Below are 13,508 nucleotides of genomic sequence, written 5' to 3' on the forward strand. Positions count from 1 at the left end.
CACCTCAGTTTCCTTGATTGGCGCTTTAGCGAGCAGCTTGCACTGAAATCAACTCGATCTGGCGAACTTCAGCCGGTTCAAGAGTGAAGGTCTCACACGTCAAATCTTCTTGCATGTGCTTTGCACTAGTGGTGCCAGTGATCGGCAACATTCCGACTTGCATCGCAAAGCGAAAAACAATCTGCGCAGTGCCTGTGTTGTATTTCTTTGCCAGCGCACGAACGTTTGAATCGACGAGAACCTGTGGATTGGCAGTTAGCAAAGAAAAGCCCTGATAGATGATGTCGCTATCCAGGCAAATCTGCCGCACTTCCATATCCCACCCCGCAGACGCGTAGCACCTGTTTTGCACCATCATCGGTTTCGTCTTTGCCTTCGAGCAAAGCTCAGTCAATTGATAGGCGCTGACGTTGCTGATGCCGATCATGCGTGTCTTACCAGCGGCAAAATGAGCTTCCATCTCATGCCAGACTTCCCAATCTTCGCGCACCAGACCGCCGCGAGTGTAAGGTCCATGCAGCACGTAGCTGTCGAGATAGTCAGTGTGCAAGTGCTTGAGCGAACTTTCGAATGACTGCTTAACCTGTGTCGTCACATTTGCGGACGCGTCGTAAGGAGTGCGATGGTCCTGTCCGTTGACGGATGTAAATTTGGTCTGCAAGAACAGTTTCTCGCGCGAAATCCCGCGCTTCGCCAGCGATTGCAGAGCGTGTCCTACACCTTCTTCGTAGTAATGAATTAGTTGATTGGCGGTGTCAATCGATCTAAATCCTGCGTCGACTGCTTCCTCGACCAGTCGAGCAGTCGCATCTTTTTTCCACGCTGTTCCGTACATGAAGGAAGGAACTTCGATCTGGTTATATGTGACGACTGGCATATGCATCTCCAACTTGTGTTCACACACGGCTCGACTCGCTTTGATAGTCTACCGCAGGTGCTCATCACGGAGACACTCAACCAGGAACCTCAGCATGACAATGTCAAGTAACACACCGAAGATTGCACTAGTTCCGCTAGCACCAGAACATCTCCCAACACTTGTCGAGTGGATCAATGCCCCACATGTTGCTAGGTTTTGGGACGGTCTGACGGACCTCAAAGCCGTAAAGGAAAAATACGGGCCGCGCATGGCGCCGGATACGAAAACACATGTCTTCATTGCATCTTTGAAAGATTTGCCGATTGAAAAGGAACCGTTGATTGAACAGGAACCGTTGATTGAAGAGGAACCGGTGATTGAACAGGAACCGGTGATTGCAAAGGAACCAGTGATTGCAAAGGAACCGGTGATTGCAAAGGAACCGAAGAGTGGAAACGACCTGCCGATTGGAATGATTCAGTGTTACAAACACGCAGATTTTCCAGATTGGGATAGAACAGTAGCAGTAGAAAATTCCATCGGCATTGACTATCTAATCGGAAACCCAGACTTTGTAGGAAAAGGCATTGGTCCTGCGATAATCTCAAAAATGGTAACAAAAGCGTTCCAACTGTATCCCGAGTGCGATGCAGTGGTGTCAGTTCCACAAAAGGAAAACAAAGCTTCATGCAGGGCACTGGAAAAAGCCGGGTTCACGCTCAAAGAGTCGCGCATGCTTGATTCTAACTGCCCATCTGACGCCGGCATAAGTTGTATATACGTATTTTTGCGTAACACCTGCATCGATTAGCTGGAATATTCAAACAAGCAGGCGCATAATATTTCGCAGCTAAAGGTCAGGAATTCCATGCGAAAAACAGCAATCATTGTTCACGGCGCGCCCAATCACGACGAAGTTTACGACGGGCGCGTGCCATCACCAAGCAACCACCACTGGTTGCCATGGTTGCAGAAGCAGCTAATCGTGCGCGGTTATGAAGCACACACTCCGGAAATTCCAAACCCGCATGAGCCGCATTATCCAACCTGGAAAAGAGAATTCGAGCGATACGATATTAACGAAAATACGATTCTGGTTGGACACAGCTGCGGTGGCGGCTTCCTTGTACGATGGCTCTGCGACCACCCGCACGTATCGGTAGGCAAAGTTGCGCTTGTCGCGCCGTGGATAGATGTTGAACGAACTCGCACGACAGAGTTTTTCAATTTTCATCTAGACCCAGAATTTCCAACGCGGACGAAAGGAACGGCTCTGTTCAATTCAGATAATGACGGTCACAGTATTCACACAAGCGTGGAACGAATCATGTCCACTGTGCACCATATTCAATACCGTGAATTTCACAACTATGGACACTTCTGCGTCGAAGATCGACATACCGTTGAATTTCCGGAATTGCTCGACTTTCTAATGTCGTAAGATACTGTCGTGCTCTCGACATATGTTCTAGTCGCTAGTCTCGGCGCATGCTGTATGCGCTAAGCCTAAGCGTAAGGGACTGTCGTCACGGCTACCGGGAGCCCTTAACAACAGCCAGATAATCAACGATCTGCTTAGCTTCAGGCGAGGAAATGTCGGCAGCATGATTTTTGATCATTCTCGCCACAACCTTTTCCCAACCTTCGCGAGATAGGTTCGGGCTCGCCGCGATAGATTGCAAAGAATGACACATCGTACAGCGGCTCAGAAATACTTCCCGACCGGGGCGTTGCGGAAAAGCATCAGCGACCGACGTAACCGTTGACGGACCCACGGCATCGGAATTCTGAGGTATCGAACCTGCCGTTTCAGCTGCAGTTGTAGGATTTTGATGCGTCGGATTGGGGGCATCAGGTGAAACAGATTTCGGCTCAATCGCGACAGAATTTTGAGCTGTCGAATCAGATGCTTCTGGTAATTTTTGGTTTACGACCTGACTCGATCTATTTAGGAGTGCTTGATCGTCATCTTTATTTTTCTTTGATGGCTCCTCTCTTCCCATCAATATAAGGACCGCGCCAATTAAAACAAACGCGGTAAGTGCAAGTAGTTGTTTTCGTGTAATCATCGGGTTTTTCGTAAGTTCTCACTGCGAATAGTTGGTCATCGATTTGATCGATGCAAGCAAAGCGCATCGCAAAAAATTATGCCTGCAGCAAACGACATGACGACATTCTATCGAACTAACAAAGAAAATTTTGCCATTAGATGCGGCGATGCGTTCTCGTTAGCATCAATTTAACAATAGCGTGACAACCGACTAACAGCGGGAACATTTGCGCATTACGAGTCTCCGCTATTTTAGTAAACAGAAAGGAATAGCGCGACCGCCAGTTATCTGGTTGAGCCGCGGCTTTCGGCTATATCAAAACTAGAAGGAGGATACTTCTATGCAACGTGGAAGTTTAGTTTGTGTCGCGGTTTTATCTGTGTTAATGGGATGGGATTCGCCCGCGAGAGCCGTTGAATTGATGCACGCACCATTGACACAGACAAGAGTAGGCACCTTGAAAGAAGAAACAAAAACCGCCGACTTGAATTCCACGGCAAGTGAAAAAACGAGCGAAGAAGCACAAAATGACGCTGCCGAAAAGAAAGATGCAAATCCGCCCGAAGAAACCATCGTCTTATCCACAATCATCGAGACTGACCATCCCCAGAAAGGACCAATGATTGTAGTAGTTGAAAAGGAACGGCACATCACACACGTGTTGCAAAATCACGACGGAAAACTAAAAGAGATTTTCAGCGCTGCCAACACCACCGGAAAGAAGACAACCCCGACCCCGAACGGCCGGATGGCGGTGGCGAACAAGCGCTGGGACCCGGAATGGACACCACCTGCGAGCATTGACCCCAAGCAAAGAAAAGTGCAAAGCTGGAGCAAAACACACAGCAATCCGCTTGGAGTTGCATGGTTAGGTTTGAACACAGGTTTCGTAGGAATGCACGGCACAAACGCACAGTCTATGATTGGAAGAAATGCCAGCCATGGTTGCATCAGACATAAGAACGAAGACATCAAAAAACTGTATAGCCTGGTGCCAGTCGGAACACCTGTATATATCGTAGAAAAATATGCAGGGACCAAAATTGCCGGCGAAGATGTCGCTTACCTCAGAAAATCCAGCGAACCGCAAATGGTGGCACAAGTACACCACGCAGGTTCAAATATTCCCAACTGATCAGCTGTTTGACGAACCATGCGTGACGCGCACATTAGCTGCCAGACGAACGTTTCGCATTGCGCTTCATGTTAGCTGTTTGACGATTCTTTCGCATGACGTAGCATGTGAGAATGCACGGGAAAACCTATCTTTGCAGATTCACCAGCCTTTTTGACCACCAACTCGAATGAATCGACAAATAACGAACCGCGCGGACCGACGAAAACGAAACTGGATTTTTTCAAACCCTCATTGATTCGCTTCAACTCGACAAGGGCATCAATTTCAGCATCGTCTAATGCAATTTCCAGGTTCGGAGACTCAGAGTCGCGCTTAAGCCGCTTCACAGTTATGCGCTTATTCTCGAAGTCAACCTGGTCCCACTGCAAATCCAGAACCTCTGTAGCTCGCAGCGAGTGATTGTAAGCGAATGCAATCATAGTTGCGTTCCGCAAACCAAATGCCTCATGACGCCTTGCAGCCGCAATGAGACGTTCGGCCTCCTCGGGCGTCAGGAACTCTCGCTCCCTGGCTGTAGAATCCTTCAAACGTTTGGGTGGTTTAGAACGGTTTGGCAGTTTCTTCATGATGAGTGCAGTGAGCTCGAATCAGTCCATCCCGAAAACAGCTAAATCTAGAGAATTTTCGATAACGCGGCCATGATCACGAGCAAGACAATCAAAGCAAAAACGTTTTTGGGTTCAGAAATAAGCGAACCAATAATACCAGGCTTTTCATCATAGACAGCCTGCAACTTCTTCTCCCTTTCAGCCAGTTGGCTTTTCAAAGCATCCTTCACCTTGCGGTGTTCAGCGAGCCTGTGTTCCAAAGCAGCAATTTCCGGATTGGTCTCACTCTCTCCAAAATGCTTGCGTTTGAGATTTTTCAACTGTTGCTCGAGTTGCTTATCAATGTTGATCGCGCTACCCACATCGTGGCGCAATTTGATCAAATTGCTCTGTTCCTCTTTATAAATCCTCTCGAGGTTCTTCTTCTTCGCATCGATTGGCGAAGCATCCACATTTTCGAAAACCCTGTCGAACTTGTCAGACTCATTACTCACGAGACACCGCCCTGGCAAGATGCTCGTAGAGAGATACAAATTTGAAGCAATCAGCGTGTGTAGTCATTCCTAAGCGTCCGCTGGCGAATTCGAGATCTTCTATGTCCTCGAACATAGGTTGAGCCGTAAAAGCGAAAATATCGTTCATATCATACACATTAATCCAGCGCTTCACATTCGGTGGCTTCTTAATTGGTCGGGTTCGCGAATCGATACCAGGAAACATGTGCAAATCGGCAAAGAGCGGAAATTGCGTCGCCACTGTGATGAGCAGATCAATTTGCTGATCAGGTCTGAAGTAAGAGGCAACATCGCAGACTATATTTCCGCCCATGCTATGAGCGACCACGATCAAGTCCGGGTCTTCGGCTGTTTTCATACTCAAGCCCAACTCGAACGCATCAGAAATTTTTCGAACAATCGCACCAGGCGCATCGGGAGTGCCACGTTGCCCAAAGTATAAAAACGAATCGCCAAGGAAGAGGAACAATCGGTCGTGAAAGAGTTTGCGGACCGGTGAGGTCAACGCGGCGGCAGCCATATGAGTTGCAGTTTTTCGTCTGGTCTCGCGCACCTGCTTCATGCTGTTACCGGCGGTAATTTTGAGCTGATTCATCCGAGCTTGCAACTGCTTTGTGCGCAGCTGCAATCTATCCCGGGTCAACTGGCTGGCTTTATCATAACGAGTCTGCAGCCAGGTACCGGCAAGTTTCATTTGTTCGAGACTGAGCTGACGTCTCTTCTGGTCAGCACTGGAGTCTCTTTTCAGTTCATCTTCAATCTTCAAAAGTAACTGTGCATCATCGACGACACCCTCAAGCCATGCGACCTGTTCATCGAGAGACTTAAAACGACGGCTCAGATCAAGCGCGCTGAGAGCCAGCTCCGAGAGGGCGCGCGCCTGCTCAAGCGACGCGTCCAGCGATTGCTCCGAAGCAGCAGCGATGACGATATCAAATACTTTCGCGATGGAATCAGTGCGCGCAAGATTGACCAGGGAACGTCCATGTGACTCTTCACCATCCCAGGACTCCCCGGCTGCATCAAAAGGTCCATCTACCCCAACACCGAAGCCAACTTCGGATCCGGACTCTGAACTTGCATCGGAACCTGATTCGGAAGTTGCATCTGCTCGAACAGCTGAGGCTGCGCCGGAACGTCCACTCAGTCCGGCATTCAGACGCGTGCGGTCGCGGCCCAAGCCGGTCTCGAATTTACTCTGCGGCAAATATGGATTTCCACTTGTCGTATTTGTGGCAAGGTCGCCCCAGTACGGGCTTATCACACGATCCGCACTGAACTGGCGTCCCAGGAGCTTATAAAATATGTTGACGAAATACTGGTTGCGTTGCTGCATCTCTTTTTCGTATTTCGTTCCGAGGCGCACGTTTACGCCATGTACAAAAACAAGCGGCATTTGAACCATCCTTTTGTCGCCAAATATCTGATACCCAGTTACCGATAAAGCAAACAGCCGGCGGATTACCTATCGTTCCCCGAAAGCCTTACAGAGGCATCCATTCAGACAAGCTCGACAATAGGATAGCGCCTTTTTGAAAGGCATTTGACAGGTTGGCAGGTTAAACTGCAAATAGAGTCAGCCTTAGCAGTTTTAAGGCTTAAACGCGCGCCTTTCAGGAGACGCTATGAAAAAACACATAGTCGAAAGCCTGTTTGTTTTCCTGATAGTCGCTATCGCGCAACTGTTGCCTCTTTTGCCTCCGGCTCAGCTCTCGCACGCAATTCTTTCAGATTCCAAAATTGAAAGAACCGACCGGTTGTTCTCTGCCTGCCTGGAGGCGGACGCAGAATTCTGCCTGATCAAATCTAACAAGTCTCGCCCTGACAATAACACTTATCCGCATAATGACGTCAGCCTGGGACCGGCGCAAGCGGGCAGCCGACAATCGATTTGCGCTGCGTCCAATCGAAAAATCTCAATTTCTGTAAACAACCGGGGCTCGCTCTGGCTCTTATTCTGCTCTTTATTGATCTAAAGCTGTCTTCGACGTGACACGTTAATTGAGGACAGACCATGGAAGAATTTACGTTGATTGCCGATCTGGCAATCATATGGAGCGCCGCATTAATAGCCGGATACATCTGTATCAAGGCAAAACAACCTGCTATGGCAGGCTACATGCTAGTAGGCATCGCTATTGGACCGCACGGGCTCAAGTTGATCAATCAGATGGACCAGATCAAAGTGATCAGCGAATTCGGCGTAGCCATGCTGCTATTCGCCCTGGGAGTCGATTTATCTTTGCGGCAGATAGTTTCATCAGCGAAGAAAATTCTCCTTGCCGGGAGCACGCAGATGCTGCTCACAATCGCCGCATCGTGGTGGCTCGCTTCAACGATTGGTCTGGCACCGAACATAGCGGCGGGATTCTTGTTCGGCTGCGTCTGCGCCATCTCGAGTAGCGTAATCATTTCAAAAGTGCTGAGCGAACGTGGTGAGACTGACTCTATTCATGGACAAATCTTGATTCCATTGGCGCTAGTACAGGATCTCAGTCTAGTTCTGATCATTCCATTCCTGCCGGTTCTGCAAGAGACAGCGAACGCGAACTACACAGACTTTCTCATATCCGCGGGGAAGGCAGCGCTGTTCTTACTTGCCATCATTGCGGGGGCAACAAAGGTAGTTCCTCATATCATCTCGTTTTCAGCGAAATCGAACAATCGTGAACTGTTTCTGCTGACTCTAATGGTGCTGTGCCTGTCAGTGGCGCTGGTGAGCCAACAAATCGGTCTATCCATCGCGCTGGGCGCCTTCCTTGCTGGAATCATGATCAGCGAGTCGCCATATATTCATCAGGCGTTGACCGATCTGATGCCTCTGCGCGATCTTTTCGCAACCGTCTTTTTCGTTTCAATTGGTATGTTGCTCGACCCTCGTTTCATTTTCAGTCATACGCTAGAAGTGCTTACGTTCGTACTTCTATTGATTATCGGAAAAATCCTGATTGGGACATTGAGCGCGTTCTTCGCCACCAGGAACCTGCGTAGCGCCATCCTGGTAGGTGTCGGTCTGGCACAGATCGGAGAGTTCTCGTTTGTTCTGCTGTCGCTTGGCTATGATTCGAAGCTGATATCCGCCGCCATGTACAATCTTTTCTTCGCTGGTGCCGTCGTCACTTTGATAGCTTCGCCCGCACTGATGACTTTGATGCCTAAACTATTGAAAAAGTTCTCGGCACTGTCGCATCAACGTCGAACTGCCGGATTGTCACCAACTGGTACTAATACTGGTGGCAGTAACGGCAGCGAAAATGATGTCGGCAATCAATCAGAAAGTGATGAAGATGAAGAAAATGTCGATGCGCTCAACGACCACGTCATTGTCTGCGGCTTCGGGCGAATCGGAAAGAACGTCGGTCATGTTCTGGAAGCACACCACATTCCGTTCATAGTCATAGAGTTGAACGCCGGTATCATGGATGATTTAGCCATGAGAGCAATCAAACATATCTATGGAGATGCCGTCAGTCCGCTGGTGCTGGACAAAGCGCACGTGGAAAAAGCGGCATGTCTCGTAGTGACAACTCCTGATCCTATTTCCACACTTGCCATTATCAACTACGCCAAACGTTGCAATGAGAACATCAAGATAGTGGCTCGGGCACATCGCACTGAAGACATCAATGCCTTCAGGGCGGCAGGTGCTAGCGCTGTAGTTCAACCAGAGTTCGAAGCCAGCATTGAACTAACCAGACTGGCATTGCAAAGTTTGACACGCCCACTGCCCGAGATTCAGGTAGCCCTCGACCGCATCAAGAAACAGCGTTACAAGCTGTTCTGGGCGCAGCCGGAAGAGGAGATGCGCCCAGCCAGTTGAGCGCTTAAGTCTAAGTAACAAAGAGCAGCAACGCGTCAGACAAAGACCATTGCCGGTGCCCTTGCGTGTTAAACTGACAAATCGGTTCCGCCACACAAACAGGCGATTCGCAAGGACAACCGATGAACTCGGACACAATTGGACAAACAAAACTAGCGCCGGCTGAATACACCGCCACTATCGAGAAGCAGGTAGAGCGGCGCCGCACCTTCGCCATCATCTCTCACCCTGACGCAGGTAAGACGACGCTCACAGAGAAGTTGCTGCTTTTCGGAGGAGCCATCGACGAAGCGGGCGCCGTCAAATCTCGCCGTGCCGAGCGCAGTGCCACTTCTGACTGGATGGAACTGGAAAAGCAGCGCGGCATCTCCATTACATCGACCGTGCTGCAGTTCGAATTCATCGGACATTGTTTGAATCTTCTCGACACTCCAGGTCACCAGGACTTCAGTGAAGACACCTATCGCACCCTGGCAGCGGCCGACAACGCCGTCATGCTCATCGACGCAGCCAAGGGTCTTGAACCGCAGACGCGCAAGCTCTTCGAAGTGTGCCGCTTGCGAAAGATTCCGCTGTTCACTTTCATCAACAAACTGGACCGCCCCAGCCGCGAACCGCTGGAGCTGATCGATGAAATCGAGAAGGAATTTAACTTATCGACGTATCCGGTCAATTGGCCTATTGGTACAGGCGATGAATTCAAAGGAGTGGTCGATCGCGCCTCCCAGATCGTGCACTTGTTCGAACGTTCAGTTGGCGGACGCACCAGAGCAGACGTCGCGACTTACAAATTAGATGATCCAAAAGTTAAGGAACTGGTTCCTGCGCGTCTTTACGACCAACTCATGGAAGAGTTAGAGATCCTGGAAGCCGCCTCGCATCCACTCGACCTGGAGAAAATTCACAACGGACAGTTGACGCCAGTCTTCTTCGGCAGCGCCATGAACAATTTCGGCGTCGAGCTTTTTCTACGCTCTTTCATCGAACTCTCGCTTAAGCCCGGCTCATTCACAGCCGCTGAAGGCGAGATTGCGCCAACTTTTCCTGACTTCACGGGTTTCGTTTTCAAGCTTCAGGCAAATATGGATCCGCGTCACAGAGACAGAATTGCATTTGTTCGCGTCTGTTCCGGCATGTTCGTAAAAGACATGGATGTAACCAATAGTCGCAGCGGAAAGACGATTCAACTGAGCCAGCCGAAAAAATTGTTTGCCAAAGAGCGTCAATCGATCGAAGAAGCCTTCCCAGGCGACATAGTCGGCTTCAGCAATCCAGGAGCTTTTGCTATAGGCGACACCATTACCAGTGGCAAGAAAATCAATTACCCGGGCATTCCGACATTCGCACCAGAACTTTTTGCCTTCCTGGAAAATAAAGAACCAAGCCGCTACAAACAATTCCATAAGGGCATCACCGCCCTGCAAGATGAAGGCGCTATCCAGATTCTCTGGATGACGGAACGCGACACCCGTATACCATTGCTTGCGGCAGTGGGACCACTGCAATTCGAAGTAGTTCAATTTCGCTTGCAGTCAGAGTACGGCGTTGCCACCATACTTAGAGTCGTTGATATGCACTGTGCCCTGTGGCCAGTCGGTGCGTGGGAGACCATGAAGACCGCAACCAGCCGGTCTGGCTATACTGTCGCAACCGATAAATTTGAAGATCCGGTGCTCCTCTTCAAAACGAAGTGGGACCTGAACAAATTCAAGGAAGTAAATCCGGATATCGAACTAAGTAGAGTCGATCCCAGAACGGTGCAGGCATCAATGGATAATCCAGCAAGCATGGGTAGATAAAATATGACTACGAACAATCGCTCAATCAATTTCGCTGTGATCGCGTGTGTCTCGCTCGCACTGAGCGGATGCGGCGAGTCAACAACAACCACGACGGTCGATAATCCTGACGGCTCGAAGACCACGACCGTCGTCGAGAAGAAGCTTTTTCAACAGAAAACAACTGTCACGACCACTCCGCCACCTGAAGACAATGACAAGATCAACATTCAGCTTGGTGAAGACCAGGATGGCGTAAGAAAAGTGAAAGTGCGCGCTCCAGGTGTGAAGATCGACGGCAATGACAAAGATGACAATGTCAACGTAAGTCTACCGTTCGTCAAGGTCAAAAAGGATGGTGGCAAAGTGCATGTGCAGGCACCATTTGTTGACATTGACGCCAACGCGCATAATTAGAACAGCAAGTCTAGTAATCTGCGAAAGAAAATGGGACCGTGCTGATTGCACAGTCCCACTAACACCAGCCTCTGAGATTTCCGAGCTCTTGAGCTTTTGAGCTTCTGAGCTTGCCGTCAGTTATGCAACTCCGGCAGTGTGTTTTTCTTTCATCTGTTTGTTGAACTCAGCCGCCCGCTTTTTCATTTCTTCTGGTGAAACGTCTTCGACGTGAGTCGCGAGATACCATTTGTGACCGAACGGATCAACAATGCCGCCGGTTCTGTCGCCATAGAATTGATCTGCGAGCGGGCGTTCTACCGTCGCTCCAGCAGCCACTGCTCTATTGAAATACTCGTCGACATTTTCAAAATAAAGCATAATTGTGATTGGGCTGTTACCCAGGGTCTGCGGGCTGACTGCCTTCATTTCAACACATTCGTCAGCCAACATAAGAAGTGAATCGCCGATTTTGATTTCGGCGTGATGAATCAAATCACCTTCACCCATGCGCATGAGTTCTGTAGCACCGAAAGCCTTCTTGTAGAAGTCAATTGCTTTTGCTGCACCTTTGACGATCAGATAAGGGGTTGCTGTATGGTATCCATCGGGAATTGGTTTAACCTTGCCAGACATTTCTTCTCCTTCAAAGCAAAATTGGACGAGCACTAGCTCGCCAGTTATTTAGTGGCGCAATCATACTCTGCTTACAGGTGTTGTTCTTTAAATGAACAGTTGAGTTAACCGCGACGTTGCGGACCAAGAAAACCGCGAAACCACAGGTACATCAAGATACTGCACGAGAAGGTGAACATCAAAAAGAGGGCCAGCGGATAGCCAAAATACCAACTCAACTCAGGCATATTGAGCGGTGATTTTTCAGTGTTGAAATTCATTCCATACAAACTGGCGACAAAACTCGGTCCTATAAACAGCGTCGTGATAATCGTCAATACTTTCATTACTTCATTGAGTCGATTGCTGACACGTGTATAGTGCAACTCCATCAGTGCCGATGCGACCTCTCGATACATCTCGACAAAGTCGATAATCCGCACGGCATGGTCGTAGCAATCACGCAAATAGAGACGCGTAGCCTCACTAACAAGAGGATTGGTATCACGATACAAAGTGCTCAACGCTTCGCGTGTCGGCCAAACAGACTTACGAATAGCGAGAATATCGCGCCGAACTTGATAAACATCTTCGGGCGTGTTCTTTTCACTCTTCTCTAGAATTTCTTCTTCGATATTGTCCAGGCGATCGGCAAGTTTAGTCAGCAATGGGAAATAGCTATCAACAACAGCATCGATGATTGCATACATCAAATAATCCGACTTTTCTGTTCTAATTCTTCCGCGCGATTTTCTGATTTTGTCCCGCACCGGATCCAGGCAGTCAGCAGTCACCTCGCGGAAAGTGAGCACATAAGTTTTGCCCAGAAACAAGCTGAGCTGCTCGCTTTCGGATGAATCACGATTGACTAACATACGCGTGACGACAAAAATATGCTCTTCGTACTCTTCGACTTTGGCGCGTTGATGAACATTGATGATGTCTTCAAGCTCCAACTCATGCAGATTGAAGAGTTTGCCCAGCCGATCCATAAACGCTTGAGCATGTGGACCAAATCCGACAGGGTCTACGTTTATCCAGGTGACAGGCCACTTAGCCAGAAATTCAATCAGCCCTGCCGGATCCCTTACCGCTTGCTCCACATATGCATGCTCGCTGTAAGCCATGACGTGCATGATGGGGGATTCGGTCGTGGCAGCCTGGTTGAGATCCATTACGCCCGGCAGATTGAACTCAGCCGTGATTCGCTGGGAGCGGCGTTTCGCTTTAATATCGGAGGAAGAAGAACTCATAAACGTCTCTAGGTCGGATTTAGCAGCCCTTATTCTAGAGCATGGACAGTTTTCATGGGGGGAACCAAAAGATCACACTTGGCTGGCAAAGTTAAAACATGACCAACACCCAGTTCGGTTTGCCCCTGTCGCAAAGGACCAAGCGCCGAAGAGCTTTGAAGCCAGCTTGACCTCGATCATTAAGGAGTCTGCATTATGCGTGATTTATTGATTGCTCTCTTTACCCCGATGAGCCCTCCTAAGAATTACAGCTTTTCTCAGCGGAATTTCGCCCAGGAATATGAGGCGATGAAGGCAGAATACGTGCGCAAGCAGCAAAAACAGTCTATCTACCGAGCAGGCGGCGCTGCCAAGTTCGAATATCCCCTGTCGAGCTCGAGAATTTAAGAGTCCTTCGCTGGCAACGCAGAAGTTTCGATGTTTGACCGAGAGGCACACCCGACTTGTATTTGGTCGGGTGTGTGCCATTTTCAATGATAGAATTTCACCACCATACAGGTTGGTATTATCCTAACGGTGGCGGATTGATTTATCC

General features: G+C 49.1%; 15 protein-coding genes. 8 read left to right on the forward strand and 7 right to left on the reverse strand.

The genetic code is table 11. The features are described 5' to 3' along the window. Positions 1-25: 25 nt before the first annotated feature. Positions 26-883 (reverse strand): aldo/keto reductase, encoded by an 858-nt coding sequence (locus tag EKK48_27590; GenBank protein ID RTL36120.1) that lies wholly within the window; start codon positions 881-883, stop codon positions 26-28. Here EKK48_27590 and EKK48_27595 point away from each other — a divergent pair. Next, complete coding sequence (locus EKK48_27595; GenBank protein RTL36121.1) at positions 834-1,670, forward strand: GNAT family N-acetyltransferase; 837 nt, start codon at positions 834-836, stop codon at positions 1,668-1,670. The genes EKK48_27590 and EKK48_27595 overlap by 50 nt on opposite strands. Positions 1,671-1,727: 57 nt before the next feature. Further along, the gene (locus tag EKK48_27600; protein RTL36122.1) at positions 1,728-2,300 is read left to right on the forward strand and encodes a hypothetical protein; all 573 of its coding nucleotides are present in this window, start codon (positions 1,728-1,730) and stop codon (positions 2,298-2,300) included. Positions 2,301-2,391: 91 nt separating this feature from the next. Here the strand turns inward: EKK48_27600 and EKK48_27605 are convergent, their stop codons facing one another. Next, on the reverse strand, positions 2,392-2,928 hold the full coding sequence (locus EKK48_27605) for a hypothetical protein (GenBank protein RTL36123.1): 537 nt from the start codon (positions 2,926-2,928) through the stop codon (positions 2,392-2,394). A 601-nt stretch (positions 2,929-3,529) separates the two neighbouring features. Between EKK48_27605 and EKK48_27610 the strand changes: the two genes are divergently transcribed. After that, entirely contained in the window at positions 3,530-4,045 is a 516-nt protein-coding gene (locus EKK48_27610) for a L,D-transpeptidase (GenBank protein RTL36179.1), read from the forward strand. 71 nt (positions 4,046-4,116) lie between these two features. Here the strand turns inward: EKK48_27610 and EKK48_27615 are convergent, their stop codons facing one another. Genes EKK48_27615 through EKK48_27625 form a run of 3 tightly spaced genes read right to left on the reverse strand, consistent with a single transcriptional unit; the run spans position 4,117 to position 6,507 of the window. Continuing rightward, positions 4,117-4,614 (reverse strand): integrase, encoded by a 498-nt coding sequence (locus EKK48_27615; GenBank protein RTL36124.1) that lies wholly within the window; start codon positions 4,612-4,614, stop codon positions 4,117-4,119. A 47-nt stretch (positions 4,615-4,661) separates the two neighbouring features. Further along, positions 4,662-5,090, reverse strand: coding sequence for a hypothetical protein (locus EKK48_27620; GenBank protein RTL36125.1), 429 nt, complete (start codon positions 5,088-5,090; stop codon positions 4,662-4,664). Further along, entirely contained in the window at positions 5,083-6,507 is a 1,425-nt protein-coding gene (locus tag EKK48_27625; GenBank protein ID RTL36126.1) for a hypothetical protein, read from the reverse strand. The genes EKK48_27620 and EKK48_27625 overlap by 8 nt, the downstream gene beginning before the upstream one ends. 229 nt (positions 6,508-6,736) lie before the next feature. Between EKK48_27625 and EKK48_27630 the strand changes: the two genes are divergently transcribed. The 4 genes from EKK48_27630 to EKK48_27645 all read left to right on the forward strand — a co-directional run bounded on the left by EKK48_27630 (position 6,737) and on the right by EKK48_27645 (position 11,126). Next, positions 6,737-7,087, forward strand: coding sequence for a hypothetical protein (locus tag EKK48_27630; GenBank protein RTL36127.1), 351 nt, complete (start codon positions 6,737-6,739; stop codon positions 7,085-7,087). Between the two features lie 38 nt (positions 7,088-7,125). Then, entirely contained in the window at positions 7,126-8,931 is a 1,806-nt protein-coding gene (locus tag EKK48_27635; GenBank protein ID RTL36128.1) for a hypothetical protein, read from the forward strand. Positions 8,932-9,053: 122 nt separating this feature from the next. Further along, positions 9,054-10,730 (forward strand): peptide chain release factor 3, encoded by a 1,677-nt coding sequence (locus EKK48_27640; protein ID RTL36129.1) that lies wholly within the window; start codon positions 9,054-9,056, stop codon positions 10,728-10,730. Between the two features lie 3 nt (positions 10,731-10,733). After that, positions 10,734-11,126: a hypothetical protein gene (locus tag EKK48_27645; GenBank protein RTL36130.1), complete on the forward strand. Its 393-nt coding sequence runs from the start codon at positions 10,734-10,736 to the stop codon at positions 11,124-11,126. A gap of 120 nt (positions 11,127-11,246) precedes the next feature. Here the strand turns inward: EKK48_27645 and EKK48_27650 are convergent, their stop codons facing one another. Further along, positions 11,247-11,741: a VOC family protein gene (locus EKK48_27650; protein ID RTL36131.1), complete on the reverse strand. Its 495-nt coding sequence runs from the start codon at positions 11,739-11,741 to the stop codon at positions 11,247-11,249. Positions 11,742-11,845: 104 nt separating this feature from the next. After that, positions 11,846-12,973 (reverse strand): magnesium/cobalt transporter CorA, encoded by a 1,128-nt coding sequence (corA, locus tag EKK48_27655; GenBank protein ID RTL36132.1) that lies wholly within the window; start codon positions 12,971-12,973, stop codon positions 11,846-11,848. Positions 12,974-13,168: 195 nt separating this feature from the next. Here corA and EKK48_27660 point away from each other — a divergent pair, with 195 nt between their 5' ends. Further along, complete coding sequence (locus EKK48_27660) at positions 13,169-13,360, forward strand: hypothetical protein (protein RTL36133.1); 192 nt, start codon at positions 13,169-13,171, stop codon at positions 13,358-13,360. The last annotated feature ends 148 nt before the right edge of the window (positions 13,361-13,508 follow it).

It is taken from the genome of Candidatus Melainabacteria bacterium, from assembly GCA_003963305.1.
Taxonomy (GTDB): domain Bacteria; phylum Cyanobacteriota; class Vampirovibrionia; order Obscuribacterales; family Obscuribacteraceae; genus PALSA-1081.

Coding starts and splice junctions, on each gene's coding strand:
- EKK48_27610 (RTL36179.1), top strand. CDS start 3,530: ATGATTGTAGTAGTTGAAAAGGAACGGCACATCACACACGTGTTGCAA.
- EKK48_27635 (RTL36128.1), top strand. CDS start 7,126: ATGGAAGAATTTACGTTGATTGCCGATCTGGCAATCATATGGAGCGCC.
- EKK48_27640 (RTL36129.1), top strand. CDS start 9,054: ATGAACTCGGACACAATTGGACAAACAAAACTAGCGCCGGCTGAATAC.
- EKK48_27650 (RTL36131.1), bottom strand. CDS start 11,741: ATGTCTGGCAAGGTTAAACCAATTCCCGATGGATACCATACAGCAACC.
- EKK48_27645 (RTL36130.1), top strand. CDS start 10,734: ATGACTACGAACAATCGCTCAATCAATTTCGCTGTGATCGCGTGTGTC.
- EKK48_27590 (RTL36120.1), bottom strand. CDS start 883: ATGCATATGCCAGTCGTCACATATAACCAGATCGAAGTTCCTTCCTTC.
- EKK48_27625 (RTL36126.1), bottom strand. CDS start 6,507: ATGCCGCTTGTTTTTGTACATGGCGTAAACGTGCGCCTCGGAACGAAA.
- EKK48_27660 (RTL36133.1), top strand. CDS start 13,169: ATGCGTGATTTATTGATTGCTCTCTTTACCCCGATGAGCCCTCCTAAG.
- EKK48_27605 (RTL36123.1), bottom strand. CDS start 2,928: ATGATTACACGAAAACAACTACTTGCACTTACCGCGTTTGTTTTAATT.
- EKK48_27595 (RTL36121.1), top strand. CDS start 834: ATGAAGGAAGGAACTTCGATCTGGTTATATGTGACGACTGGCATATGC.
- EKK48_27600 (RTL36122.1), top strand. CDS start 1,728: ATGCGAAAAACAGCAATCATTGTTCACGGCGCGCCCAATCACGACGAA.
- corA (RTL36132.1), bottom strand. CDS start 12,973: ATGAGTTCTTCTTCCTCCGATATTAAAGCGAAACGCCGCTCCCAGCGA.
- EKK48_27630 (RTL36127.1), top strand. CDS start 6,737: ATGAAAAAACACATAGTCGAAAGCCTGTTTGTTTTCCTGATAGTCGCT.
- EKK48_27615 (RTL36124.1), bottom strand. CDS start 4,614: ATGAAGAAACTGCCAAACCGTTCTAAACCACCCAAACGTTTGAAGGAT.